This window comes from Eisenbergiella massiliensis (assembly GCF_003435485.1).
The window spans coordinates 98385-123186 of the sequence record NZ_QVLV01000003.1 but is presented as its reverse complement, the minus strand read 5'-3'; the positions used below and the strand labels follow the sequence as shown (position 1 = coordinate 123186).

Here is a 24802-nt window from a genome sequence, read left to right as displayed (position 1 = left end):
GTTATAAAATAGAAGGTAACTGTTCAGTATCTTACAGTTACGATAGAAGCATCAAAAGCGGGAAAGAGGAGGAACGTATATGAAGCTTTATATGCCAACCAAAGTTTATAATGAAAAGAACTGTGTGGAAAACCACAGCCGCGAGCTGGCGGCGCTGGGGACAAAAGCCCTGATAGTGACCGGAAAGCATTCCTCACGGATCAACGGCTCTCTGGAGGATGTGAAGGGCGCGTTGGAAAGAGAGAGGATACCTTATGTTATTTTTGATGAAATAGAAGAGAATCCTTCCGTGGAAACGGTGATGAAGGCGAGGGCTCTGGGAGTCAGCGAGGGTGCGGATTTTGTCATCGGCGTGGGCGGCGGTTCTCCCATGGATGCTTCCAAGGCCATTTCACTGATGATGGCGAACCCGGAGCATGATGAGAGGCTTCTGTACACCAAAGTGCAGACCTCCGCGGACGGCCCGGTCAGGGAGGCATTTCCGGTGGCTGAGGTGCCCACCACGGCAGGAACCGGTTCCGAGGTGACGCCTTATGCCATTCTGACGAAAAATGTGCTTCCGGATATTGTGCTTACCACGGTTCCCCTGGAAAAGGACCGGGAGGCCTTTGCCCATCTGGAAAAACGGACGAAGCAAAGCATCAGCCATCATATTTTCCCGGCGCTGGCCCTTGTGGACGTAACTTATCTTCAGACGGCCTCCCGCACCGGCTGCATCAATACGGCGGTGGACACGCTGGCCCATCTGATAGAAAGCCACCTGAATACCAACAGTACGGAATACAGCAGGATATATAGTGAAATGGGGCTGCGGACCTGGGCGAAAATCAAGGATAAGCTGCTGCGTTTTGAAATTGGTGAAGAAGAGCGCCAGGCGCTTATGCGTGCCTGCACGTTGGGCGGCATGGCAATCGCCCATACCGGAACGAGCCTGCCGCATGGACTGAGCTATCCCATCACCACTGAAATGGGAGTGCCTCACGGCAAGGCAGTGGGCATTTTCCTGCCCGGCTTTATCCGGAACTACGGAAATCAGGAGGAAGCAATGAAGGTGCTGTACCTGCTGGATTTCGGCGGAGAGCAGACCTTCTGCGAATATATCAGGCAGCTGCTGGGAGAGGTGGCGATATCAGAGGAGCTGTGGGAAAGAACGATGGATGAGGTGCTGGCCAATCCGGCGAAGCTGAAGAACTATCCGTTTATGCTCGATCGGGAAAAACTGCAGGGATACCGGTAGATTTTACCTGGTTTTACATACTTTTTGCGTGAACACGTCAATAGATTTAAGGTTGGCTCTTTATAATGAACCTGTCGATTGTACATACTACAATATGGAAGGAGATTATGAAGAGAGTGAAAAAGAAATTGGTTTCGTTATTGATGACAGGAATGCTGCTGGCGGGTGCGCTTACCGGGTGTTCGGGGGCGGGAACGTCGCCGGAGGCTCCGAGTGAGGCGGGCAGCGAAACGGTGCCGGGGACGCAGGCTGTGGAGGATATCCAGGCTGTGGAGGATATCCAGACTGCGGCAGGCGCGTCGGCGGCTGAACAGGTTGGGGCGCAGGACTCTGTGCAGGCGGGAGCGCCTAAGTATGTGTTCCTTTTTATCGGGGATGGGATGAGTTATCCGCAGGTGCAGCTGACCAATTATTTTTTGAGCGCTTCCCAGGCGGACACGGGGAAAACGGTCGCTGTGGACGGGGAGGAAAAGACGATCCTGCAGAGCAAAAACCATCTGGCCATGATGGATTTCCCGGTGGCCGGATCCGCGCAGACCTTTGACAGCACCTCCTTTGCACCGGATTCCGCATCTACGGCGACCTCCATAGCCACGGGCAAAAAGACCTGGAGCGGAAGCATCAATGTAAGTGAGGATTTTACGCAGACCTATGAAACGATTGCGGAAAAGCTGAAAGCACAGAAGGATTATAAAATCGGCGTGCTGTCCACGGTAAATTTAAACCATGCCACGCCTGCCGCGTTTTATGCGCATCAGGCGTCCAGAAGCAGCTATTATGACATCGGCCTGGAGCTGATTGAGAGCGGCTTTGATTATTTTGCCGGAGGAGGCCTTTTGCAGACAACCGGCAAAAATGAGGATCAGGAGGATCTTTACACACTGGCGGAAAACGCAGGCTACCAGGTGGTAAAAACACAGGCGGAGGCGGAAGCGCTGGGCGCGGACAGCGGGAAGGTCATCGTCATCGACGAACATCTGGCAGACAGCAGCGCCATGTCCTATGAGCTGGATCGCGGGCAGGAGGAATGGGCGCTTGCTGATTATGTGGAAAAAGGCATTGAGGTGCTGGATAATGAAACCGGCTTTTTCATGATGGTGGAAGGCGGAAAAATCGACTGGGCCTGCCATGCCAACGACGCCGCTTCCACAATTACGGATACCATTGCCCTGGATAATGCGGTGGAGAAAGCCGTGGAATTCTATGAGCAGCATCCGGAGGAAACCCTCATCATCGTCACCGGGGATCATGAAACCGGCGGTTTGACTATCGGCTTTGCGGGAACGGATTACGATACCTTTTTAAAGAATTTTGAAAACCAGAAAATCTCCTATGCAAAATTTGATTCCGATTATGTATCTGTTTACAAGGAAAATAAAACGGATTTCGCGCAAGTCATGCTGGATGTGACAGAGCTGTTCGGCCTGCAGGCGCCTGCCGGGGAAGGAAGCAGCGCCACACAGCAAAAGGACAGCGCGGATTTGCATCCGGAATCCGGAAATGACGGCGCCCTGGTCATGACGGATTATGAATACGGGCTTCTTAAAGGTGCTTACGAAACGACCATGTCCCGCACCGGGGAGGAAGAGGAGTTCGCGCAGGACGAATATATCCGTTACGGCAGCTACGAACCGCTGACCGTAACCATCACTCATATTCTTAATAACAAGAGCGGCGTAAATTTTGGCTCCTATGCCCATACAGGGCTTCCCGTGGAAGTGCTGGTTAAGGGAACCGGAGCGGACAGCTTTGACGGCTACTATGATAATACGGATATTTATAACCGTCTGGCCGTCTTGTTAGGAGTGGAATGATGAAAATAATGTCTTTTTTCAAAAGGCAGAATTCCGTAGTACTTACCACAATTTTCGGACTGATAGTCATCGGTATCCTCATATGCCTTCCCACAGGCTATGAGGATGCCCTTATTTATCAGGGGACGGAGCGCGCCGTGGGCAAGGTAGTGGGTACGGATAATTCTGCGATTATTACTTCAGGCCTGATCCAGTCCGGCGAACAGCTGTGCACCCTGGAAATCGGGAACGGAATTTTTGCGGGGCAGACCCTGGAGGGCGTGAATTTCCTCAGCGGTTCCCTGGAAAAGGATAAAATTTTTAAAACAGGGGATCGCGCCCTGCTTACCATAAGCTACAAAGGGCAGGAAATAAAATCCGTAATCCTGTCGGATCATTACCGGCTGGACAAGGAGTTTATCCTTCTGGCGGTTTTCGCCGTATTCCTGGTGGTTTTTGCAGGAAAAATCGGGTTTCAGGCAATTCTTTCCTTTTTTATTACCATATTAATGATATGGAAGGTTCTTGTTCCCTGCTATCTGAAGGGCTGTTCCCCGGTCTGGACAGGCATCGCCATCACGGCTGTTCTCACTGCCATTATCATCTTTTTTGTATACGGCCCGGACAAACGTACCCTGTCCGCAGTCCTGGGCGCGCTTCTCGGCGTAGCTACCACCTGCATACTGGGAATCCTGTTTACGGATCTGTTTAAAATCCATGGCGCGGTCATGACAAGCTCCGAATCCCTCCTTTACAGTGGTTATCAGGATCTTGATCTGACCTCTATTTTTATGGCGAGTATTTTTATCGGCGCTTCCGGCGCCATGATGGACCTGGCTGTTGACATTACCTCGGCCGTATACGAGGTCATTTCCAAAAAGCCGGATATCCTGCCCGCGGAAGCAGTTCTGTCAGGCCTGCGCGTAGGCCGCGCAGCCATGGGCACCATGACGACTACCCTTCTTCTCGCCTATTCCGGCGGCTATATTTCCCTCCTCATGGTCTTCATGGCCCAGGGAACCCCTATCGATCACATCCTGAACTATAAATATGTAGCCGCCGAAGTCCTGGATACCGTGGTAGGCAGCTTCGGCCTGGTAACCGTCGCTCCCTTCACCGCCCTCATGGCAGGCCTGCTCCTGACAAGAAAAAAAGGCAGCATGCCATCTTAAACTTCTGCTTTTCCTGTCCCTCAAACATAAGCTGTGTGTTCCATCCGGCCAGCTAATCCGGCCAACTAATCTCTTGTGCGATACCTGTAAATATGTTACAATTCTCATAAATGTTCAGCAGGCCGGGCAACGGTAGACGAACCGCTTCCGGGCGGTTCTGTTTTTGCGGACAAAAGAAGCTTCGTTCGTAACTGTGAGGGTACCACGCAGTTACCTTCGTTTAATATCTATAATGGAAAGGAACGAATGTATTATGATTAACAAGCTTGTGGAAAAGATAAAAAAGACCAATGCGCCCATCGTTGTGGGGCTGGATCCGATGTTGAAGTACATCCCGGAGCAGATTCAGAAGCGGGCCTTTGAGGAGTACGGAGAGACCTTAAAGGGAGCGGGAGAGGCCATCTGGCAGTACAACAAGGGGATTGTGGATGCGGTTTACGACCTGATTCCCGCGGTGAAGCCTCAGATCGCCATGTATGAGCAGTTCGGGATCGAAGGCATGATCGCTTACCAGAAAACCGTGGATTACTGTAAGGAAAAGGATCTGGTGGTTATCGGCGATATCAAGCGCGGCGACATCGGTTCCACCTCGGAAGCCTATGCCGTGGGGCATCTGGGCAGAGCGAAGGTGGGAAGCAGCCGTCTGTCCGGCTTCGGAGAGGATTTTGCCACCGTGAACCCCTATCTTGGTTCCGACGGCGTGAAGCCCTTCATCGATGTGTGCAGGGAAGAGAAAAAGGGTATTTTTGTTCTGGTAAAGACCTCTAATCCCAGCAGCGGCGAATTCCAGGACAGGCTCATTGACGGCCGCCCGCTCTATGAGCTGGTGGGTGAGAAGGTTGCCCAGTGGGGGGAGGAAGCCATGGGAGATTCCTACAGCTATGTAGGCGCTGTCGTGGGCGCAACCTATCCTGAAATGGGCGCAGTCCTCCGTAAAATTATGCCCAAGGCATACATCCTGGTTCCCGGCTATGGCGCGCAGGGAGGAAAAGGCGCTGATCTGCTTCCTTTCTTCAATGAAGACGGGCTGGGCGCTATCGTGAATTCCTCCAGAGGAATCATCGCGGCATATCAGCAGGAAAAATATGCGCAGTTTGGCGCCGCCAACTATGCGGACGCATCCAGGCAGGCAGTGCTTGATATGATTGACGATATCTCCACTGCGCTGGGAACAAAATAATCATAATACGTTTGGAAAAAAGAAGCCCAAAAGGCGGAAGGTGAGGCAGAAATGGAACAGTATAAGCAGGAATTTATAGATTTTATGATTGCAAGTGATGTTTTGAAGTTCGGTGATTTTACGCTTAAGAGCGGCAGAAAATCCCCGTTTTTCATGAATGCCGGCGCATATGTGACAGGAACGCAGCTCCGTAAGCTGGGGGAATATTACGCGAAGGCGATTCATGACAACTACGGGCTGGATTTTGACATCCTCTTCGGGCCGGCCTACAAGGGCATCCCGCTGTCCGTTGCCACCACAATGGCGATCAGCGAGCTGTACGGAAAGGATATCAGATACTGCTCCAACCGGAAGGAAGTAAAGGATCACGGCGATACGGGCATTCTTCTGGGAAGCAAAATGAAGGACGGCGACAGAGTGGTTATCATCGAGGATGTAACCACCTCCGGCAAATCCATCGAGGAAACCTTCCCCATCATCAAGGCCCAGGCCGATGTTGAAATCAAGGGACTGATCGTTTCCCTCAACCGCTGCGAGCGTGGAAAGGGAGAAAAGAGTGCGCTCCAGGAAATCCAGGAGCTGTACGGCTTTCCCGCAAATGCGATCGTAAGTATGGAAGAAGTGGTGGAATATCTGTATAATAAACCTCATGACGGCAAGATTATAATTGACGATGCCATGAAAGCGTCAATTGATGCATATTATGCGCAGTATGGAGTGAAATAGGTTACTGAAGGGCTGCAAAACAGGAGGACATCATATGGATGAAAAAATTTACAGAACCATGAAAGGCACCGGGGCCATGAATATCGTCCTGGGAATCATTGCCATGGTAACAGGGATTGTCAGCGGAACTTTGCTGATTATCGGCGGCGCGAAGCTGCTGTCCGGAAAATCGAAGATTATTTTCTGATTTTACAGGGTGTCTTTTGTGCGGCGGCCGGAGAAAGAAGCTTATTTTCCCGGCAGCAGCACGGGGCACCCTTTGACAGCTCCCGGAGTGGGTTTGTAAATTCATTCACAGGGAAAACGGAGGAAGCAGATGGGACGTAAATATATTTTTACGAACAAGAAAGAGTCAAAAAAAGGGATCATGTCCGCAGTGCTGGGGATAATTGCCCTTGTATCCCTGTTTTTGGCCGTGTATGAAACCTTCAGGAATCAGGGGCAGGCGCTGGTAAAATACGGAGTGGCTGCTTTATTCGCGCTGCTTTTTGCGTTGGCCGGAATCGTATTGGGTATCATGTCTAAAATGGAAGAGGACAGATTTTATCTTTTCTCTTATCTGGGGATCATCCTGAACCTGCTGGCAATTGCGGGGATTGGATTTATCATTTATGCAGGAGTGTATGGAATATGAGTGAGAATAAAAAAGAAGCGGTGCAGGATGAAATGCTGGCGGAACGTTTTGCACTGAGCTGTGAACGAATTGCACAGATTTTGCAGGAGGAGGCCGTGGACGCCGCGTTCAGGGATTATTTTGTACGCACGGCGGGCCTGATTGATCTGTTTGTACAGGAATTCCATTATGTTGCGGACGGAAACCTGGAAAAAGCGGGAATGGAGGAGCTCAGGGAGCATAACCGCCGGCTGTATGAGGATATCCTTCCTGAAAATTATGGAAAAAGCTACGCAAATCCGTCTTTTGCCGCCGCCCGCCTGGGAAAGGAATTCGGACAGATGCTCTCCTTCCTGGCTGCGGAGCTGCGCAGCCTGATCGCCTTTGCTTATGAGCAGGATGTGGAATCCATGGTGATCCGGATGGAGCTGTTTTTGGAGGTTTATCACGCTTTTGTTTCAGCGGCGGAGGAGGGCGTCAGCCCCAGGGCAGAGGAAATCAGGGATATGATATACTGGTTTGCCAGCGACTATTCCGAAACCATGCTGGAAAAAAATATGCGCTCCACCTTCGACTGGAAGGAGGATTTCGCACTGCGCATCATTATGGACAGTGACTTGCAGGATCTGCGTTATCTTTACCGTTTCGGGGAATATGTAACGGAAAATGAGCTGCGGATGGCCCGTTATGTGAATAGCCTGCCGGAGGAAAAGATCGCCCTCATGGCGGATACCTGTACGGAGGGCTACCGCATCGGCTTTGAGGTGACCGGCAAGGATATCGGGAAGAAAAAATCGGTGAATATCCGGTACTTCCTCGGCTTTGAACGGGTCGTGCGGAAAGCTGTGGAAAATTTTGCAGGAATTGGGCTGGAATCCGTAATCTACCGGGCGCCCGCCAGCTTCCTGGAGGGCAGAAAGCTGAGCAAGAACGGGTATTACGGCGCCTGCGCCAATAAACAGTTTGAATACGATCATGAATATGATCAGGCGCTGTACTATGACAAAAAATATGTGCATCACCGTCTGGATAATTACCGAAATGCGCTGGAAAGCGTGAAGGAGCTGGCGGCCGTACACGGCGGCCCTGCGGTGATTGAAGAATTCGGCGGCATTCCCTTTGAACCGGAAAGCAAGGAAGAAAATCTGCGCCTGAATGAGGAACAGCAGAAGCTGGCAGTGGAATTCCAGTCCGCGGCGGGCGCGCTGATGAATGAATATGTAAAGGGAGAAGAGCGCAGCTTTACGATTATCGCTTTCCCCGTGCCGGAAATCGGGGACAATTTCGAAGAGATTTTCGACGGCGTGCTGCGCATCAACACGCTGGATTATACCCTGTATCAGGGCATTCAGCAGAAAATCATCGACACGCTGGATAAGGCGGCATATGTCCGCATCAAAGGCTGCGGCGCCAACAGGACGGATCTGAAAGTGGTACTTCACAGGCTGAAAAACCCGGAGCAGGAAACCAACTTTGAGAACTGTGTGGCCGACGTGAATATCCCTGTGGGAGAGGTTTTTACATCCCCGGTGCTGGCGGGTACGCAAGGGAAGCTTCATGTTTCCAAGGTTTATCTGAACGGGCTGAAGTACCTGAACCTGGAGATTGATTTTAAGGATGGCATGATTGCGGATTACAGCTGTACCAATTTTGACACGCCGGAGGAAAACCGGAAGTTTATCCGGGAAAACGTGCTTCACCATCATGATACGCTGCCCATGGGTGAATTTGCCATCGGTACCAACACTACGGCGTATGTATTTGCCGATAAATATGATATCGGGGATAAGCTGCCGATCCTGATTGCGGAGAAGATGGGGCCTCATTTCGCCGTAGGCGATACCTGCTATTCCCATGAGGAGGAGCTTACAACCTTCAATCCGGACGGAAAGCGCCTGATTGCCAAGGAAAATGAAGTATCAGCCCTGCGCAGTGAGGATCTGGGCAAGGCTTATCTGAACTGCCATACGGACATTACGATTCCCTATGATGAGCTGGGTGAGCTTATGGCCGTAGACGGCGGCGGACAGGAATATGTGATTATCCGCGACGGCCGTTTTGTGCTGGAGGGCTGTGAGGAGCTGAACAAGGCGTTTGAGGACGGGCTGTAAAAGAACGTAACGCAACAGCTTCGGATGGTAGAGCCTTTCAGGAAGATGTGTCCTCCTGAACTGTTATAAATGAACTGATAAAAAAGCAGCGCATCGTTTGTGATGAGCTGCTTTTGTCTGTATTACCATTCGAAGCCGCAATGCCCGCAGCGCCATTGTTTCTTCCCTTTCCTTGAAAATAAACCAAGGAAGCCGCCGCCGGAAGATATTTTCTGAATTTGCCCGGAACCACAGTTGGGACAAGACGGCATCTGGCTCTGATTCCCTCTGGCATTCTGATATTGTCCCGGGTGCAGTCTCTGATTGCAGGTTTCTTCACTGAACATTTCATCATTTTCAAGAAAGGTTTTCCGGATAAAATCCGCGACGTTCTGTTCTGTTGACGGCAAGCCGCCGGATTGTTCCAGATATTCATTATACATGTCGGTAAAATCAGGGGTAAGAATATCCGAATACCGGATTTTTGTTCCGCAGAATTCACACCTGTCTATTCCTTTTTTGAGTGCATCGGATTTCGGATAATACTTGGCACATTTGGGGCAGTATCCCTGGACATCTAAATCAGGCCTTAAGTTATTTCCCCAGCGGGAGGCCATTTCCCAGTTAAATTCCGGACCGTTTCTGACTCTTTCCATTTCCTCCCGGACGATGGACTCTTTGTCAGCACTTTCCATTTTCATCCATTTCTCTTTGCGTGCCAGCAGCTTTATCTTTCCGCCGCATTTTCCGCATGTGGGATATCCACTCTGCTTTGTTGTGTTTTCAATCCGGCTTTTGGTAGTAAAAAGGAAACTGCCGCAGCTTTCGCAAACAGAGAAAAATTCCGTTCCCGGTGTCACATCGGGAGCATTTAACTCATCTGCCGGGCTATCACCGCTTTTGTCTGTGTTGATGGGATAACCGCAGTGGATACATGCGGGCGCCTGATCTGAAATCTCTTTGCCGCATTCCGGGCATTTAACAAGTGGCATAAAGTACCCCTCCTTAGTCATAAATGTAGTAATTTCATTATAGCATACAGGTAATACTATGTCATTTATTTTTGGCGGCAGCTGCTGGCTTTGGATGGCTTCATTTAATTTTGGGGATATTTCTCATTCATTTTCTCTGTGACCCTTTGCGTGATTTTATCCTCCAGGGCATTCAGCTCATCCTCACTGAGCATGCCTGCTGATTCAATATCCTTCACATAGTACTGGGCCGCCTCTTTCGACAGGGTGACGATATACTTAATCTGTCCGGAGGAGTCTCTTAAAACCGATAAATCAACAGTACCTTCTTGATCCTGCCATGCTGTATAATAATAATTTTCGCTTTCATTCTTATCGACAAACAGCCTTACTCTTTGTCCGTTAAAGTACATGATATTTTTATCCGCATTCAGGGTAATCCCAAAAGGTGCATAGCTGTCAAATTTATTTTCCTTAGGGGCGGATTCGCTGTTTACATCGTCATCGCTGTTATCTGAATTTATTTCACTTTTAATATCGTCTTGAAAAAATGCGGCCCGGATTTTTTGGGCTTCTTCCTCGGCCAGGGTGCTCAGGCCGGTAATTTTCCCGGAGGAATTGTACGCAGCGCGCAGGTTAACCGTACCCTCCTCATCATAGTAAAAAGCCTGGCCGTCAGCGTATTCATCCACAAAAAGCTTTACCTTCTGCCCGTTATAGAGAAGCTTTTTTCCATCCTCTGAGATGGAAAGGCCCATGGAGAAATACTTTCCATAAATTTCGGGAGTGGGCTGGAACCTGTAGCCATAAGAAAAGCTTTCCTGGGTATAGATAGCTTTGGGAGCGTTATCCGTATCCTCATTTGCGGCAGAGGCAAACCCGGTTCCAAAGGTGAGCAGCAGTACGCCGCAGAGGACGGCAATGCCTGTTTTTTTGCTTCGTGTGTCCATGATGGAAAATATTCTTTTTTTCATGCCTTTTTTACCTCCGTAAAAATTAGTTGCCAGTGCGGTTTTCAGATTCGACTGGTATCTGACCACGCCTATGATTGTTTCGCTGTAATGGAGCCGCGTATCGGCATCCGTCCTGTCCACCACTTCGGAATCGCAGGATATTTCACACTGTATGTTAATGGCTTTTGCAATCAGATACACAAGCGGATTGAACCAGTGAACGGCGGTTGCGAGCAGTATGAGGCTCTTGTACCACAGATCCTTACGCTTATAGTGGACAAGCTCATGATAAAGGATAAAGCGAAGCTCATCTGCGGCAAAATCTATGTGGGGGAGAAGTATCCTGGGGTGGATAAAGCCTGTCAGCATCGGCGTGCCGGCACATTCACATTGGTAGAGGTCGATTTTACCGGAAATGCCGGCTTCTTTTCTGATATCCTGAAACAGCTTCAGGACTTCGGCATCCGTAATGGGATCGCTCCAGCGCTTTGTCATTTTGAGGAAGCGGCAGTGCTTTACCATATGGTAAATAAGGTATATAACCATTCCCGTTACCCATATAGCGGCGGCGGCCTGCCACCAGGTCAACGGCATGGCAGGAGAGGCCGGGGCAGGCAGAGAAGCTGCAGTGGGGGCAATGGGGGAGATAAGCTGGGTACCGCTGCCTAACTGAATGGCAGGCATTGTTGTATCCGTGGATATTATTTTAACAAAAGGGTTCTTAAAACGGGGCCGGAAGGGGATGATGAGTCCGATTATGATAATCAGCCACGCATAGTACTGGCCCTTCGGGGAATAGCGCTCTGTCAGCAACGGAGTAACCGCCATATAGAATATGCCCAGCACCGACATGGTAACAGAACATATCAGCAGCGTTATTATAAAATTCTGCATTTCATCCCCTCCGTTCTTTTGCCCACCGGAGCAATTCATCAACATCCGCGTCACTGAGAGCCTTATCGTTATAAAGCGTATTGACAAGGCCCAGGACAGAATTGTCATGGTATTGTTTTACAAAATTGCTTGTCTCAAACTTCAGGTATTCCTCTTTGCTCACCAGGGGGTAGTAGGTGCGCTCCTTTCCCTGCTTCTCCGTGCTCAGAAAGCCCCTGTCCACAAGCCGGAGCATAAGCGAGATAACGGTCTGGGCTTTCCAGGCCCGCCCGTTGCCAAGCTGCTCCATGATGATATTTGTTGTAATCGGGGGTTCGTTTGCCCAGACTACTTTCATGATATCAAACTCCGCATCGGGCAGTTTTTTCATAGTATCCATAAATATCAGCTCCTTTTCTACATTTGTCTATATTTGTATTCTACACATGTCTAATATGATTGTCAACACATTTTTCGGCAAATGTAGAAAATAAATTTTATTCCCGCGAGCAACGAGCCAAGTAGCCATGCTTGCATGGATATTTGGCGACTGCCGCGAGGGTCAAATACCCCGCTGCAAGCAGCGGGGTATTTGATTTATGCATCCATACGCAATTTCATTTTATAAATACATAAATAATTTCCTTTTATACGTCCATACGGAAAAAGGTGGGAGCAAACATGGTAAACAAGCTTCCAAAGTCAGCCCTCACCTTTTTTCAACAGGGCGCAAAACCAACGCCGCCCTTTGTTTTATTCAGGCGGCGTTGGTTATTGACAGGTTATTGGGCAGTAAGCTGTTAGAAAATAAGAAAAAGAAGTTACTTTTTGTTCAGTGTAATCGATCCGGTCTGTGTGCTTGCGGTAATCTGAAAGTAGGGCGCGTTTCCGTATTGGACCGGAGATTGTGCGGAGGCGGATTTTTTATCCGGTATCGGGAAAAAGGCATTGATGCTGCCTGGGCCGATGTGGGCAGCGTAAAATTCCAGCCCGGTATTTTCCGGGATAGAGGCCCGGATGCTGCCGCTGCCGTTGTCCATGGAAACCGGTCCGGTGGGGATCAGTGTTCCTGCCTTGATACTTCCGCTTGCGCAGGAGAGGCTGCCGTTTCCGTTCAGGCCCGTCAGCTTCAGGCTGCCGCTTGCGGTGGAGACGGTGTAGGCGGCTGCGGATACCTGGCCCAGAGCTGCGGGTCCGGAGGCAGTGGACAGATTCAAACTGCCGGAGACCGTTACATCGCCCGTTTCCATATGGCCGCTGGCATTGCTGATGATACACTGGTAATCCGAGGCCGCCGCCGCAGTTGTGCCAACGGTGATATTGCCCGCTGTGAGGGAGCCGGAGCCGTTGGAAATAATACCGTTCATGGAGGCGTTTACGGCATTCATGCGAAGGCTGCCGCTGGAATTGTCCAGCTCCGCCTTCGTGCAGGTAAGAGAGCCTGTTTTTGTGGAACCGGAGCCGTTGGAAACAACAAGTCCGCTGCGGCTGTTTACATCGGAAAAGGTCATGCTTCCGGAAGCGGTATCCAGGGCTACGGTATCAGCCGTTACCGCCATCGTGCTTTTCATGCTGCCGCTTCCGATGGAGGCGGACAGGTCTGCGCTGAGGTCGGCGGGCAGATAAAGGAAGATCTTCGGTTGCCATTTCCGGTAAGACAGGCGGGACCATGCCTTATTCCACACACCGGATTCCAGGACCAGCGTGCCGTCTTTTAGGCTGAGCGCTGCAATTTCATTTTCTGCATAATTCCAGGAATTGTTTCCGCAGAATATGTAGGTCAGCGTATTGTCGGCGGAAGGGTAAATTGTTACATCCTCATAGGAAAGTGACAGCTGCAGCTCCTTTACGGCCTCCAGGGAGACCGATTCGGTCCGAAGGGCCGTATAGCCTGCCGGAATCTGAGCCTGTTGTGTTGCTGTTGGAGCCTGTGAGGAAACGGGCATCAGGGAGGAAGCGGCGGTGAGTGATACCGGTGAAACCGCATTTTTCCCGGATAGGAAGCTTTCTTCCTGCAGAGGATCGGCGGGAGCGGCCCATGCGCCCAGATAGAAAGCGCCGAAACACAGGCCGGCAGTCAGGGCAGGGGTAAGTACCTTGATCAGGGTTGTTTTTTTCTTTGACATTTTAATGGTATCCAGCCTTTCTTTGATGAATTTTGCGTTGCCGCACAGCGATGCGGAAACAGGATTGATGTGTGCCGGTCCCCTGGCTTCCAGGGCGTTCAGAAGCGTTGAGCCATAGGCTTTCCGTTCCCCGGGGGTCATATTTTTTACCACGGTTTCATCACAGGCAAGTTCGCAGCAGCGGCTGACTTCACGGCAGACCGCATGGGAAACCGGATTGAAAAAGTGGATGCAGGCTGTCAGCTGGAAAATCCATTTAAACCAGACATCCTTTCTTTTGTAATGGATCAGCTCGTGGCGGAGTATGCAGGCCAGGGAGCGCATATCCGGTTCTTTTGCGGCAGGCAGAATAACAGCGGGGCGAAGCATACCTGCCAGCATGGCGGTATCCGTTTCGGGACTGGCCAGCAGCCGGGGAGGTCTGCGCACGGACAGTTCCCTGCAGACCGAAGCATAACAGGCGGTGATTTCCTGTGCGGTGACGGCATGGGAAGCTGCATACAGCTTTCTGAGAAAAGCGCGGGAGGCAGCAGCTTTATGCAGAAACAGGAAAACTGCCGTGGCAAGCCAAAGGGTGAAAAGAACAGCGGATACAGGTTCCGCCGCCAGGGCGGGCGGAGCGGAATCCAATGCGGCAGGAACGGCGGCGGACAGTGTGTCCGGCTTTTGAGCCGCATCCTTTACGGATCCGGAAGCTTTCTCAGGGAAGGCTTTGGAAACCGCATTGTTAAGCACCTGGTCTGAGGGCAGAGCGGCAGGGGCTGTATCCTCCGTAAATGCGGATAGTGCGGATAACTGCCGCATGGCGGCTGACGGATCCGCAAGCAGACTGCCCACCAGGTTCTGCCGTGGGGCAAAGGGCAGCAGCATCCGGAGGGCTACGATGCACCAGATGTAGTACATCCAGGCCCGGCTCAGGTTCCTTTTCAACAGAGGGCGCAGAAGGAATAAAAGCAGCGCCAGCAGAGTACCTGACAGGGACATGGAAAGCAGGAGGAGAAGGAATTCATTCATCATCCGCCTCCCAGAGCTGCCGCAGTTCCCTGATATCCTCCCGGCTGATTTTCCTGTTTTCCACAAGCATGGAAACAAGCTGTCTGGAATCGCCTGCAAACAGGCGGTCTACCAGGGATTCCGTCTGTTCCAGCATGTAATCCTGTTCCGTGAGAGAGGCCGAGTAGTAGGAAACCACCTTTTTATCCCGTATGAGGACGCCCTTTTTCACGAGCTTGCTCAGCATGGTATAAATGGTGGTGTCTTCCCAGCCGCATTTGTCCTTAAGCCGGCGGACAATATCCGTGCTGGGCACCGGTTCCCCGGCTTCCCAGATCACCTTCATGATTTCCAGTTCGGCTTCACTTATTTTATTGTTTTTTTTCATTGTATATCACCTTTTTCTTATTTAACTCTATTGTTATAGAGTATGTGTTCACTCTATCATGATAGAGCACGTATGTCAAGGACAAAAAGACACGGAATTGGGAATGTTTATTTGGTGTAAATCATGATAGAATAAATAAACAGCTGAGAAAAAAAGCAGGTTTCCAAGGCTGCCGGAGGTCGCATTTGCCGGGGATATAGGGGATATAAAGAACAGTTTGAATGGAAAAGGCATTGGTTCAGCCTGATCTGAACTGTGATTGGAAAAGAGGCAGAGGGGATGAAAACAACACTGAAGGGCTGCGTGGTGGAAAAATGTATCCGCATTTCCGCCCTGTTCAGCGCTTTTGAGCGTATTTTTGATAAAGATTATTATTTTGGCGGGGAGACCCATGATTTCTGGGAGCTGGTCTGCGTGGTGGAAGGAGCTATCCGGGTGACGGCGGGCGAAGATATTTTTATGCTGGAGGAAGGACAGGCGGTTCTCCACAGTCCTATGGAATTTCACAGCTTCTGGTCGGAAAAGGGGACTATGCCGCACATCATTGTGGTGACCTTTGCCGCGGATGTCATGCCTGCGCTGAAGGAGCGGAGATTCCGGCTGCTGGAGGGGGAGATAGAAATGCTTTGCGGACTTCTTTCAAAGTCGGAGCGGATTTTCCGGTTTGAACAGGAGATACTTGTGCATCAGATCAATGCCGGCAGGGAAGCGGATGCCCATCTGTTCGTCAGCGGGATTGAAAATATTATCCTGTCAGCCTGTTCCAGGCGGGGAGAGGGCTTTACGGTGATTGAATCCGCCGGCGCCGGAAATTACCGCGCCATTGTCCGGGTACTGGAGGAGCATATGACGGAGCGGCTGTCTCTTCAGGAGGTGTCCCAACTGTGCAGTATGAGTGAATCCACCATTAAGAAAACCTTTTCACGCTATGCGGGAATTGGGATGGTGGAGTATTTTAACCAGATGAAGATGCGGCAGGCGGCAAGGCTTTTAGAGGAGGGGAAAAGTGTGGGCCAGGCTGCGGAAGCGGTGGGATTCCATGATCAGAATTATTTCAGCACCGTTTTCAAACGAATCGTGGGGATGTCTCCCAGAGCCTACCTGGCGCTGCGGAGGTAGGAAAGGATGGCTTTGGCCTGTTCCGTCTGTTGTGTGAGGATAAGCCGGGAGGCTTGGGCAACAGAAAAAATATATGTCTGAATTCAAAGATTTTATCCCCCAATTCCTATAGAAATATAATTTTGGATATGGTAAAAGTAGAATAAAAGGAAATAAAATAGTGACTGTGAGGGGTACTGAACAGTTACATAAAATAATAAATGGGGGATAAACCAAATGGAAAAATTAAGGGTAGGAGTTATTGGACTGGGAAGCAGAGGACATGGGCTGATGAAGGAGGTTATTCTTCAGATGCCGATGGTGGAGGTAACGGCAGTATGCGATGCTTACGCAGACCGTGCGGAGGAAGGGGGGAGGCTGACGCGGGAAATGTGCGGAAGGCTGCCGGCGGTAACGACGGATTACCGTGAGGTCCTGCGCAGGGAGGATGTGGATGCTGTTGTCATTTCCTGTGCATGGGAAAGCCATATCCCGGTGGCGGTGGAAGCCCTGAGGGCCGGAAAAGCAGTGGGAATGGAGGTTGGCGGCGCTTATAGCGTGAAGCAGTGCTGGGATCTGGTGGATGCTTACGAACAGACAGGGACGCCGTTTATGTTCCTGGAAAACTGCTGCTACGGAAGGCGGGAGCTGATGGCGTTAAATATGGTGAAGCAGGGGCTGTTCGGGGAAGTGGTGCACTGCCGGGGCGGTTATATGCATGATCTGCGCACGGAGGTGGGGACAGGCTGTGAGATGCGTCATTACCGTCTGCGTAATTACATACACCGCAATGCGGAGAATTATCCTACGCATGAGCTGGGGCCGATTGCAAAAATTCTTGGCATCAACAGCGGAAACCGTATGCTGACATTGACCTCCATGGCTTCCAAGGCGGTGGGGATGCATGCTTATGCCGCGGAGAGGAATCCGGAAAACAAGTCGTTGGTGAATACGCGTTTTGCCCAGGGAGATGTGGTGAATACTATTATCAAATGTGCGGGAGGGGAAACCATTCTGCTGACGCTGAATACAACATTGCCCCGGTTTTACAGCAGGGATTTTACGGTATGCGGTACGAAGGGGATGTATGAAGAGGAAAATGACACCGTATTTCTGGATCAGAAGTATTCCGAGGAAGATGAATTTGCCTTTAGTAAATACTGGGGGAATGCGAAGGAATATGAAAAGGAGTATGATCATCCGATTTGGAAGAGCTTCCTTAATGACGGCGTGACCGGAGGGCACGGCGGTATGGACTGGCTGGTATTCAAAGCTTTCTTTGAAAGTGTTCTGGAAAAAAGGCCCTGTCCGATAGATGTTTATGATGCGGCGGCCTGGATGAGTATTTCCGCATTAACTGAGGAATCTATTGCCCTCGGCGGGCAGCCGGTGGCAATTCCCGACTTTACAAACGGCATGTGGATGAGCCGGGAGGAAACAGCGCTGTAAAAAACAGATTCACTGAAAACACCGTCCGATTTCGGAGAGCTCCGGAATCGGACGGTGTTTTTTTCAATGGGCAAAGGTGCTGCGGACGAGTGTTCGTGTCCGCCTTAACCGATGGTTTTCCAATGCTTATCGACTTTGTTCAGGACTTCACAGCCTTCTGCGGTAACAAGAACCAGATCTTCAACCCTGACGCCGAATTTGCCGGGAAGATAGACGCCCGGTTCGATGGAGAAGGTCATTCCTTCCTGCACAACTGCGGTATTGGAAAGGCTTACATCGCCTGGCTCATGATCCTGCAGGCCGATGGAGTGTCCCAGACGGTGGTTAAAATATTCGCCGTAGCCCGCCTGTGTAATGTAATCCCTTGCAGCTTTATCCAGGTCGCAGAAACGGACGCCGGGACGGATAAGGCTTTCGGCTTTTTCATTGGCCTTTCTGACAAGGTCGTGGATTTTCGCATAATCGGGATCTGCTTCCTGACAGAAAAAGGTCCGTGTCATATCGGAACAGTAGCTGTCCTTGCGGCAGCCCATATCGATTACGATGCAATCACCCGGTTTTAAAACAGTATCATCAGGCTCATGGTGGGGATCCGCGGCGTTGGCCCCGAAAGAAAGAATGGTATTGAAGCCTTCTTCGACGCCTTCCGCCTGATAAAGAGAACGGACGTAATCAGCGCATTCTTTTTCCGTCATGCCCGCTTTTACGAAAGCGGCGGCTTTTTCCATACAGGCGTCATTGAGCCGGGAGGATTCCCGCATTTTTTCTTTTTCATATTCATCCTTGATGGAACGGACGTTGTCCACACAGGAGGAGGCATTGACATAACGTACTCCGGGATTGCGTTCCATCAGATCAAGAAGGAAGCGTGCAGGCCAGCTTTTGTCTATGCCCATATCAGCTTTTGCGTCCACTGCAGCCGCTACGGTTCCGATACAGTCGTCCGTATCTGTCATCCATATTTTCTCCACATCAATTTCAGGGATGACGAAAAGCTTGTTCAGGAAGAATTTATGCTTCCCATCTGTTCTGAGATACAGCGCATAGAGTCTTTCGTAAGGTTCAATCCAGACACCGGTAAGATACCAGATACTTAAAGGATCACTTACGATCATCTGTGCCAGCCCTTTCTTTTCAATTTCGGCGCATACCCGGCCAAGGCGATCCAAATAAAGTTGATTCATTTTTGCTCCTGTCTGCGCGTTTCGGCGCTTATGTTTTGTAATTTTATTCATGCTGAAAAAACGTCCGGGAGAGCTTTTCCCGGCCTTCCCGATAGCCCGGGGAGACGGCATGCGGCTTAACCGCATAAGACTTTGAGGATAGGGAGTGTTAAGCTTCATATACCTGTAAGGATGTGAAAAGCTTCTGATCCCTATTTATTATAGATAGATTACGGAAAAAAGAAAATAGGCGGGGCCGCTTTTTTTAGAAAGATTGCCGCTTTTCGGTAACGGTTCAGCGCCATCTGTAATGTTACGCTTTTTGAAACAACTGTTTTATAAAAGGTTTGCATGCAAAAGAGAAGGCTGTATAATGAAGGTAGCATGGAAGACCTGAAGGACCTGAGCCGTTTTGCGGCATAGCACCAAACGGCAGTGGGAGGCAGTGCGGCATATGGAAATGGGATATGCCGGAAGGGGAAAAGCATAAAAGACGGGAACAGGGAAAGGGGAGCTGTTATGTTTCAGTTACCGGAAATGATATTGTTCGACTACGGTCAGACACTTATCGATGAGACAGATTATGATACCATCAGGGGGAATCATGCTGTGCTGCAAAGGGCGGTAAGCAATCCGCGGCAGATTAACGCTTTACAGCTCCAGAAGCTGGCAGATGAGCTGTCAGAGGATATGACAGAGCTTTTCGGGCCGGAAAAAAGAGCCTTCCCCGGAGGGGAGTTTTCCTGTGCTTCCTTTAACAGGTATCTGTATGAGTATCTGGATATCAAGCTGGACATTCCCTGGAATGAAGTGGAGCGTATTTTCTGGGATCATGCAGCGCCGGGATATCCGACAGCCGGTATGAAGCAGCTTCTCGGTTTTCTTCATGAAAAGGGAATCCGGACCGCGGTGGTCAGCAATATGATGAAGAATTCGGAAACGTTGACACTTCGGATTAACAGATTCTTTCCGGAGAACCATTTCGAGTTTATTATGACTTCCTGCGATTATCTGTTTAAAAAGCCCCATCCCAGGATTTTTAAGATGGCCTGTGCGAAAGCAAAGCTTTCTGCAGAAAAAATCTGGTACTGCGGAGATAATCTGATTTGTGATGTGAAGGGCTCTTACCAGGCCGGCATGAGTCCTGTGTGGTATGGCGCCTGCGCAAAGGCAAACCAGACGCTTGCTGAAGATATTCCTTATTTGACGGTTATGGACTGGAAGGAACTGATTCAGAAAATAGACCGGCTCATTGCAAAAGAGGAAAGGTAACTTAATAACAGGAATAAGCAGAAGGCAGAGAGGATGAACATATGGATAAAAAGAAAATAACAGCGATAGTGATCGCAGGCGCCGTCCTGCTTTTCATCATCGCTGTGGATCTTTTTCTGATAATGTCCAAAAAACAGGATCCGGTAGAGAGCCTGCAAAAAAGCATTGGATATGCGGATGGAAAATTACAGTTTACCATACCTGAAACGTATAATGATTCCTGGTACATCCAAATCAGCGGCCGTACGCAGATGGAAGAGGGCGGCGTGAGCGTGCATTATCTGGAAGAAAACAGCACAGGGAAGAGCTGGGAGAAAAACAGGACCTATTCCTTTGAGGTACAGGACGGATACAGCGAGCTGACCATGTTTCTTTCCATTGACGGACAGGATACGGAGATAGACCTGCTGCGTTACTTGCCTTCTTCGAAGTAGGAAGCACAACAGATTGGGTATAAGTTACAGCAAAAATTTCAGGGAGGGAATCCACATGGCAAGACAGCCTAAGCAGGTTCATATCTATTTATATCGTAAAAAAGAGAATCATTATGAATATGCAATACTTCAAAGAGAAGATATGCCCTTTTGCTGGCAGGGAATATGCGGCGGACTGGAGGATAATGAAACAGAAGCTGAAGGCGCCCGGCGAGAGATTATGGAAGAGGCTGGCGTTATGGAGAATCTGCCTCTTTATCCTCTGGAAAGCGCAAGCAGCCTTCCGGCTAATATTTTTGATAAAGAAACACAGGAACTGTGGGGAAAGAATGTTGTGGTAGTTCCAATGATTTTTTTCGCCATGCCATTTGACGGGACAGTAAAGCTGTCGGAAGAACATACGGATATAAAATGGCTTCCTTATGAAGAAGCTTATGAACTGGTCTATTTTATGGACCAGAAGATAGCCTTATATGAGCTGAATGAAAAATTATTGCGGGGCATTTTGCTACATTAAACAACTAAGACAAACGAAAACAGCTTGGACAAACGAAAGCAACATAAAAGAAACGGCCTGACCAAAAGTAAAGGGGACTTTTGGCCAGGCCGTTTTCATGACCGAAAGCGAAGCGATCCGCCCTCAGGTAATGAACTTTGATGGTAACTGTTCCGCAGGCCGGTGCATTTACTGCGCCGTCCATAAGAAAGTGCTTCAAGAGCGCTCTGATTTTACTGCACGGCCTTATCCTTCATAAAGCTGTACTGGGACATAAACAGGTTATAGTAAGGTCCTTTGTTCAGCAGCAATTCTTCATGGCTTCCGCTTTCCTGAATCTTGCCTTTATCCACATACAGGATGCGCGTACAGTTCTGGATGGTGGAAAGACGGTGGGCGATGATGAAGGAGGTACGTCCTTTCAGCAGCTCGTTCAGGCCTTTCTGCAGGATGATTTCCGTTTCGGTATCGATGCTGGAGGTCGCCTCATCCAGAATCAGTATTTTCGGGTCGGCCAGCAGTGCGCGGGCAAAGGAAATCAGCTGGCGCTGTCCTGCGGAAAGCCGGCTTCCGCGTTCATTTACCTGGGTATAATAGCCGTCCTCCATCTGCATGATGAAGTCATGGGCGCATACGGTTTTCGCAGCCAGGATTACTTCATCGTCCGTAGCCGTCCGGTTGCCGTAGCGGATGTTATCCATAATCGTTCCGGAGAAAATGAAGCTGTCCTGCATCATGACGCCCATCTGCGTGCGCAGGGAATGCAGCGTCACCTTGGAGATATCCGTATCATCAATATAAACCGTTCCGCTGCCGATATTGTAGAAGCGGCTCAGCAGGTTGACAATGGTGGTTTTTCCCGCGCCCGTAGGCCCTACGATAGCGAAGGATTCGCCGGGCATGGCCGTGAAGCTCACATCATCCAGTGTTTTTATGCCCTCCTCGTAGGAGAAGGATACATGGTCAAAGGTAACTTTGCCAATGATAGGCGGCATTTCCACTGCGCCGGGGGCGTCCTTGACAGCGACAGGCTCGTCGATGGTTTCAAAAATACGTTCCAAATAGGAAATGGCCGTTAACAGGGAGTTATAAAAGTTTGCCAGTGTGGTGATGGGAGACCAGAAACGGCTGATATAACCGGTAAAGGCAACCAGTACACCTACGGAAGCCGTTCCGCCGCTCATGGCCATATCCACGATTGCCACATACAGAAACGCCGTGGTCACTGCGGAAATAACGTCAACGGTGGGCCCCATCATAAAGTTAAAGCGGACAGCGCGCATCCAGGACTGGCGGTAGCCGTCGCTGAGGCGGTTGAAAATTCCGCTGTTTTCTTTTTCGCGGACAAAGGACTGGGTCACCCGGATGCCGTTGATGCTTTCCGCAATATAAGCATTCAGGTTGGACTGCTTGTTGCTCTGTATCTGCCATGCGCGGTGCTGCTTTTTCTTAATGAGGCTGGCAAACAGCGCCAGTACGGGAAGGCCGCACATACACATCAGTGTCAGCTTCACGTTGATGGAGAGCATGAAAAAGATGATGAAAATCAGGCTGCACAGGTCCGTTATTGTATTCAGCAGACCGTTGGAAAGAAGGTCACTTAAATTATTTACATAGTTTACGACCCGGACCTGGATTTTCCCGTGGGGCCTGTCGTCATAGTAGGAGAAGGGAAGCTCCTGCAGGTGGCAGAAGATATCGGTTCTCAGCTGATGGATGACAGACTGGCCCACCCGGTTGGTAATTTTTATTTTGGCCTTCAGGGAGAACACGGAATACAGGATGATCAGCAGCGTGTAAAAACTGATTCGCAGCAGTCCCTTAACATCCCCCTGGGGGATAATGTCATTCATCACCGTCATGAAAAAACGGGGAATGAGCATGGTAAGCGCACTTGCGGAGAGCATGAGGAAGGCCGCCAGGGCCATATCCTTTTTAAAGGGAAGGACATAATGGCCGAGCCTTTTGAGCTGCCCTAAGTCAAAATGGTCTTCCATGACTTCGTCGATATCGTATCTGTTGCGTGCCATTTTAACGTCCCTCCTTTGCCGGTGTGTGATACTGGTGCTCGAAAACCCGGGCATAATAGCCGTTGTTTGCAAGTAGTTCATCGTGTGTTCCCCGTTCCGCGATACGGCCGTGATCCAGAACCAGAATCTGATCCGCATCCTTCAGGGAAGAAATACGATAGGCAATAATGAAAATTGTATGGTTGCCCTCCAGGTTTTTCAGCTGCTTCTGTATGTAGGATTCTGTTTCCATATCCACCGCGGAGGTGGTGTCGTCCAGAATCAGTATGGCAGGGTCCTTAAGCAGGGCGCGGGCCAGGGAAATACGCTGCTTCTGGCCGCCGGAAAGACCGACGCCGCGTTCCCCCACAATGGTGTCGTAGCCGTCCGGCATAGCCTGGATAAAATGGTTGGCATCCGCGGCAATGGCCGCTTTTTTTACCTTCTCAAAAGGACAGTCGGGCCGGCCGTAGGCGATGTTTCCCTCAATGGTATCGGAAAAGAGGAATACATCCTGCATGGCCATACCGATATTGTCCCGCAGCTCGTATAAATCCATGTCCTTTACGTTGACGCCGTCCACCAGCACCTCGCCCTCCGTTGCGTCATAGAAACGGCAGAGCAGGTTCATGATGGTGGATTTCCCCGCGCCGGTAGGACCAAGGATACCGATGGTCTGGTTGGGCTTCACAGAAAAGCTTACATTCTGGATAATATCCTCGCCCTCGGCCTGATAGGATACATTGCGGAATTCAATGCTTCCCTTCAGATGCTTTTTGGTAATGGCATTTTCCGGCTTGCAGATATGAGGATCCTCGGAAAATGTGGTATGTATTTTTTCCACGGAGGTGACGAAGCGCTGTACGTCGTTGACGAACCAGCCCGCCATACGCATGGGCATATTGAGCATCCACAGGTAGCCGTTTACGGTTACCAGGCTGCCCAGGGTTACCTCGCCCCGGATGGCCATGATGCCGCCGTAAAGCATGAGCACAACGGTAAGTATGTTGGAAAAGAATTCAAAAACAGGCACATATTTGGACCAGATTGCCGCACAGTCCAGCTCCGCTTTTTTGTAGCCGTCATTTTCGACTTCGAATTTTTCGGTTTCGTAATCTTCCTTGGCAAAAGCCTTTACCACCCGGTTGCCGCTGATATTTTCCTGGACGAAGGCGTTCAGGCTGGAAAAATGGGTACGGATGTTATGGAAGGCCGGTTTTACCTGCTTGAACTGGCAGAGCGTGAGTACCAGCGTAAAGGGCAGGATGCAGAGCATGCACAGCGCCAGCTTCGTATTGATGGTAAAGATCATGACCAGCGCGAAGCAGAAATACAGGATATTTTCATAAATGGATGAGATGACGTTTGCCACGAAATGGCGGATGGCATCCATATCACCTGTCTGTCTGCTCATCAGGTCGCCGGTGCGGTTGCGGTTATAGAAGTCAAAGTCTTCCATCAGGAGCTTTCTGTAAACCGCATCCCTCATTTTGTACAGCACACCCTGGGAACAGATTTCGAAGTTATAGGGAACCAGGAAGCGGAGAACGCTTCGCACGGCCGTCACCAGCAGAAGTATGGCCACAAGCACAGGCAGCTTGTGATACTGTCCGCCGCTGATAACGTCGTCCACGACCTTACCGCTGACGATAGGATTAATGATGGCGAGTCCTGCCAGAAATGTTACGAGAAACAATCCCAGAAAGAGCCGCTTTCGATAGGGCTTGATAAAGGAATAGAACCATTTCATTGGTGTCATAGGATAA

The 24802-nt window shown here is 50.1% G+C and carries 21 protein-coding genes; 13 read left to right on the top strand and 8 right to left on the bottom strand.

Features of this window, described 5'->3' with window-relative positions; translation table 11 throughout:
* Window positions 1-79: 79 nt before the first annotated feature.
* The 8 genes from DXC51_RS05760 to DXC51_RS05730 all read left to right on the top strand — a co-directional run bounded on the left by DXC51_RS05760 (window position 80) and on the right by DXC51_RS05730 (window position 8832).
* Window positions 80-1237, top strand: coding sequence for an iron-containing alcohol dehydrogenase family protein (locus DXC51_RS05760; protein ID WP_021638360.1), 1158 nt, complete (start codon window positions 80-82; stop codon window positions 1235-1237).
* Window positions 1238-1344: 107 nt separating this feature from the next.
* A complete protein-coding gene (locus DXC51_RS05755; RefSeq protein WP_243003136.1) occupies window positions 1345-3051 on the top strand; it encodes an alkaline phosphatase in 1707 nt (568 codons plus the stop codon).
* Complete coding sequence (locus DXC51_RS05750; RefSeq protein ID WP_021638362.1) at window positions 3048-4202, top strand: YibE/F family protein; 1155 nt, start codon at window positions 3048-3050, stop codon at window positions 4200-4202. Before DXC51_RS05755 ends, DXC51_RS05750 begins: the two co-directional genes overlap by 4 nt.
* Before the next feature lie 253 nt (window positions 4203-4455).
* Entirely contained in the window at window positions 4456-5382 is a 927-nt protein-coding gene (gene pyrF, locus DXC51_RS05745; RefSeq protein ID WP_035323022.1) for an orotidine-5'-phosphate decarboxylase, read from the top strand.
* A 51-nt stretch (window positions 5383-5433) separates the two neighbouring features.
* Window positions 5434-6108: an orotate phosphoribosyltransferase gene (gene pyrE, locus DXC51_RS05740; protein ID WP_021638364.1), complete on the top strand. Its 675-nt coding sequence runs from the start codon at window positions 5434-5436 to the stop codon at window positions 6106-6108.
* A 34-nt stretch (window positions 6109-6142) separates the two neighbouring features.
* Complete coding sequence (locus tag DXC51_RS29445) at window positions 6143-6295, top strand: hypothetical protein (protein WP_021638365.1); 153 nt, start codon at window positions 6143-6145, stop codon at window positions 6293-6295.
* A 129-nt stretch (window positions 6296-6424) separates the two neighbouring features.
* Window positions 6425-6742 carry a DUF6142 family protein gene (locus DXC51_RS05735; RefSeq protein ID WP_021638367.1) on the top strand — a complete coding sequence of 106 codons (318 nt, stop codon included), beginning with the start codon at window positions 6425-6427 and terminating at the stop codon, window positions 6740-6742.
* Window positions 6739-8832, top strand: a complete 2094-nt coding sequence (locus tag DXC51_RS05730) for an aminopeptidase (RefSeq protein ID WP_243003135.1) — start codon at window positions 6739-6741, stop codon at window positions 8830-8832. Before DXC51_RS05735 ends, DXC51_RS05730 begins: the two co-directional genes overlap by 4 nt.
* 122 nt (window positions 8833-8954) lie before the next feature.
* Here DXC51_RS05730 and DXC51_RS29925 read toward each other — a convergent pair whose 3' ends face one another.
* The 5 genes from DXC51_RS29925 to DXC51_RS05705 all read right to left on the bottom strand — a co-directional run bounded on the left by DXC51_RS29925 (window position 8955) and on the right by DXC51_RS05705 (window position 15115).
* Window positions 8955-9803: a zinc ribbon domain-containing protein gene (locus DXC51_RS29925; RefSeq protein WP_243003134.1), complete on the bottom strand. Its 849-nt coding sequence runs from the start codon at window positions 9801-9803 to the stop codon at window positions 8955-8957.
* A 104-nt stretch (window positions 9804-9907) separates the two neighbouring features.
* Window positions 9908-11629 carry a M56 family metallopeptidase gene (locus DXC51_RS05720; RefSeq protein ID WP_117544072.1) on the bottom strand — a complete coding sequence of 574 codons (1722 nt, stop codon included), beginning with the start codon at window positions 11627-11629 and terminating at the stop codon, window positions 9908-9910.
* 1 nt (window position 11630) lies between these two features.
* The gene (locus tag DXC51_RS05715) at window positions 11631-12008 is read right to left on the bottom strand and encodes a BlaI/MecI/CopY family transcriptional regulator (RefSeq protein WP_021638371.1); all 378 of its coding nucleotides are present in this window, start codon (window positions 12006-12008) and stop codon (window positions 11631-11633) included.
* Between the two features lie 421 nt (window positions 12009-12429).
* Entirely contained in the window at window positions 12430-14751 is a 2322-nt protein-coding gene (locus tag DXC51_RS05710; RefSeq protein ID WP_117544071.1) for a M56 family metallopeptidase, read from the bottom strand.
* Complete coding sequence (locus DXC51_RS05705; RefSeq protein ID WP_025488928.1) at window positions 14741-15115, bottom strand: BlaI/MecI/CopY family transcriptional regulator; 375 nt, start codon at window positions 15113-15115, stop codon at window positions 14741-14743. The genes DXC51_RS05710 and DXC51_RS05705 overlap by 11 nt, the downstream gene beginning before the upstream one ends.
* A gap of 279 nt (window positions 15116-15394) precedes the next feature.
* Here DXC51_RS05705 and DXC51_RS05700 point away from each other — a divergent pair, with 279 nt between their 5' ends.
* Both DXC51_RS05700 and DXC51_RS05695 read left to right on the top strand, forming a co-directional pair.
* The gene (locus DXC51_RS05700) at window positions 15395-16234 is read left to right on the top strand and encodes a helix-turn-helix transcriptional regulator (RefSeq protein ID WP_117544070.1); all 840 of its coding nucleotides are present in this window, start codon (window positions 15395-15397) and stop codon (window positions 16232-16234) included.
* A 216-nt stretch (window positions 16235-16450) separates the two neighbouring features.
* A complete protein-coding gene (locus tag DXC51_RS05695) occupies window positions 16451-17662 on the top strand; it encodes a Gfo/Idh/MocA family protein (RefSeq protein ID WP_117544069.1) in 1212 nt (403 codons plus the stop codon).
* Window positions 17663-17766: 104 nt separating this feature from the next.
* Here DXC51_RS05695 and DXC51_RS05690 read toward each other — a convergent pair whose 3' ends face one another.
* The gene (locus DXC51_RS05690; RefSeq protein WP_117544146.1) at window positions 17767-18846 is read right to left on the bottom strand and encodes a M24 family metallopeptidase; all 1080 of its coding nucleotides are present in this window, start codon (window positions 18844-18846) and stop codon (window positions 17767-17769) included.
* A gap of 498 nt (window positions 18847-19344) precedes the next feature.
* Here DXC51_RS05690 and DXC51_RS05685 point away from each other — a divergent pair, with 498 nt between their 5' ends.
* Genes DXC51_RS05685 through DXC51_RS05675 form a run of 3 tightly spaced genes read left to right on the top strand, consistent with a single transcriptional unit; the run spans window position 19345 to window position 21048 of the window.
* Complete coding sequence (locus DXC51_RS05685) at window positions 19345-20097, top strand: HAD family hydrolase (protein ID WP_147332343.1); 753 nt, start codon at window positions 19345-19347, stop codon at window positions 20095-20097.
* Window positions 20098-20138: 41 nt separating this feature from the next.
* The gene (locus DXC51_RS05680) at window positions 20139-20531 is read left to right on the top strand and encodes a hypothetical protein (protein WP_117544067.1); all 393 of its coding nucleotides are present in this window, start codon (window positions 20139-20141) and stop codon (window positions 20529-20531) included.
* Window positions 20532-20586: 55 nt separating this feature from the next.
* A complete protein-coding gene (locus tag DXC51_RS05675) occupies window positions 20587-21048 on the top strand; it encodes an NUDIX domain-containing protein (protein ID WP_147332342.1) in 462 nt (153 codons plus the stop codon).
* 212 nt (window positions 21049-21260) lie between these two features.
* Here the strand turns inward: DXC51_RS05675 and DXC51_RS05670 are convergent, their stop codons facing one another.
* The gene (locus tag DXC51_RS05670) at window positions 21261-23057 is read right to left on the bottom strand and encodes an ABC transporter ATP-binding protein (protein WP_117544065.1); all 1797 of its coding nucleotides are present in this window, start codon (window positions 23055-23057) and stop codon (window positions 21261-21263) included.
* 1 nt (window position 23058) lies between these two features.
* On the bottom strand, window positions 23059-24795 hold the full coding sequence (locus DXC51_RS05665; RefSeq protein ID WP_025488930.1) for an ABC transporter ATP-binding protein: 1737 nt from the start codon (window positions 24793-24795) through the stop codon (window positions 23059-23061).
* Between the last annotated feature and the right edge of the window lie 7 nt (window positions 24796-24802).

Coding starts and splice junctions, on each gene's coding strand:
- DXC51_RS05760 (WP_021638360.1), top strand. CDS start 80: ATGAAGCTTTATATGCCAACCAAAGTTTATAATGAAAAGAACTGTGTG.
- DXC51_RS05755 (WP_243003136.1), top strand. CDS start 1,345: ATGAAGAGAGTGAAAAAGAAATTGGTTTCGTTATTGATGACAGGAATG.
- DXC51_RS05750 (WP_021638362.1), top strand. CDS start 3,048: ATGATGAAAATAATGTCTTTTTTCAAAAGGCAGAATTCCGTAGTACTT.
- pyrF (WP_035323022.1), top strand. CDS start 4,456: ATGATTAACAAGCTTGTGGAAAAGATAAAAAAGACCAATGCGCCCATC.
- pyrE (WP_021638364.1), top strand. CDS start 5,434: ATGGAACAGTATAAGCAGGAATTTATAGATTTTATGATTGCAAGTGAT.
- DXC51_RS29445 (WP_021638365.1), top strand. CDS start 6,143: ATGGATGAAAAAATTTACAGAACCATGAAAGGCACCGGGGCCATGAAT.
- DXC51_RS05735 (WP_021638367.1), top strand. CDS start 6,425: ATGGGACGTAAATATATTTTTACGAACAAGAAAGAGTCAAAAAAAGGG.
- DXC51_RS05730 (WP_243003135.1), top strand. CDS start 6,739: ATGAGTGAGAATAAAAAAGAAGCGGTGCAGGATGAAATGCTGGCGGAA.
- DXC51_RS29925 (WP_243003134.1), bottom strand. CDS start 9,803: ATGCCACTTGTTAAATGCCCGGAATGCGGCAAAGAGATTTCAGATCAG.
- DXC51_RS05720 (WP_117544072.1), bottom strand. CDS start 11,629: ATGCAGAATTTTATAATAACGCTGCTGATATGTTCTGTTACCATGTCG.
- DXC51_RS05715 (WP_021638371.1), bottom strand. CDS start 12,008: ATGGATACTATGAAAAAACTGCCCGATGCGGAGTTTGATATCATGAAA.
- DXC51_RS05710 (WP_117544071.1), bottom strand. CDS start 14,751: ATGATGAATGAATTCCTTCTCCTCCTGCTTTCCATGTCCCTGTCAGGT.
- DXC51_RS05705 (WP_025488928.1), bottom strand. CDS start 15,115: ATGAAAAAAAACAATAAAATAAGTGAAGCCGAACTGGAAATCATGAAG.
- DXC51_RS05700 (WP_117544070.1), top strand. CDS start 15,395: ATGAAAACAACACTGAAGGGCTGCGTGGTGGAAAAATGTATCCGCATT.
- DXC51_RS05695 (WP_117544069.1), top strand. CDS start 16,451: ATGGAAAAATTAAGGGTAGGAGTTATTGGACTGGGAAGCAGAGGACAT.
- DXC51_RS05690 (WP_117544146.1), bottom strand. CDS start 18,846: ATGAATCAACTTTATTTGGATCGCCTTGGCCGGGTATGCGCCGAAATT.
- DXC51_RS05685 (WP_147332343.1), top strand. CDS start 19,345: ATGTTTCAGTTACCGGAAATGATATTGTTCGACTACGGTCAGACACTT.
- DXC51_RS05680 (WP_117544067.1), top strand. CDS start 20,139: ATGGATAAAAAGAAAATAACAGCGATAGTGATCGCAGGCGCCGTCCTG.
- DXC51_RS05675 (WP_147332342.1), top strand. CDS start 20,587: ATGGCAAGACAGCCTAAGCAGGTTCATATCTATTTATATCGTAAAAAA.
- DXC51_RS05670 (WP_117544065.1), bottom strand. CDS start 23,057: ATGGCACGCAACAGATACGATATCGACGAAGTCATGGAAGACCATTTT.
- DXC51_RS05665 (WP_025488930.1), bottom strand. CDS start 24,795: ATGACACCAATGAAATGGTTCTATTCCTTTATCAAGCCCTATCGAAAG.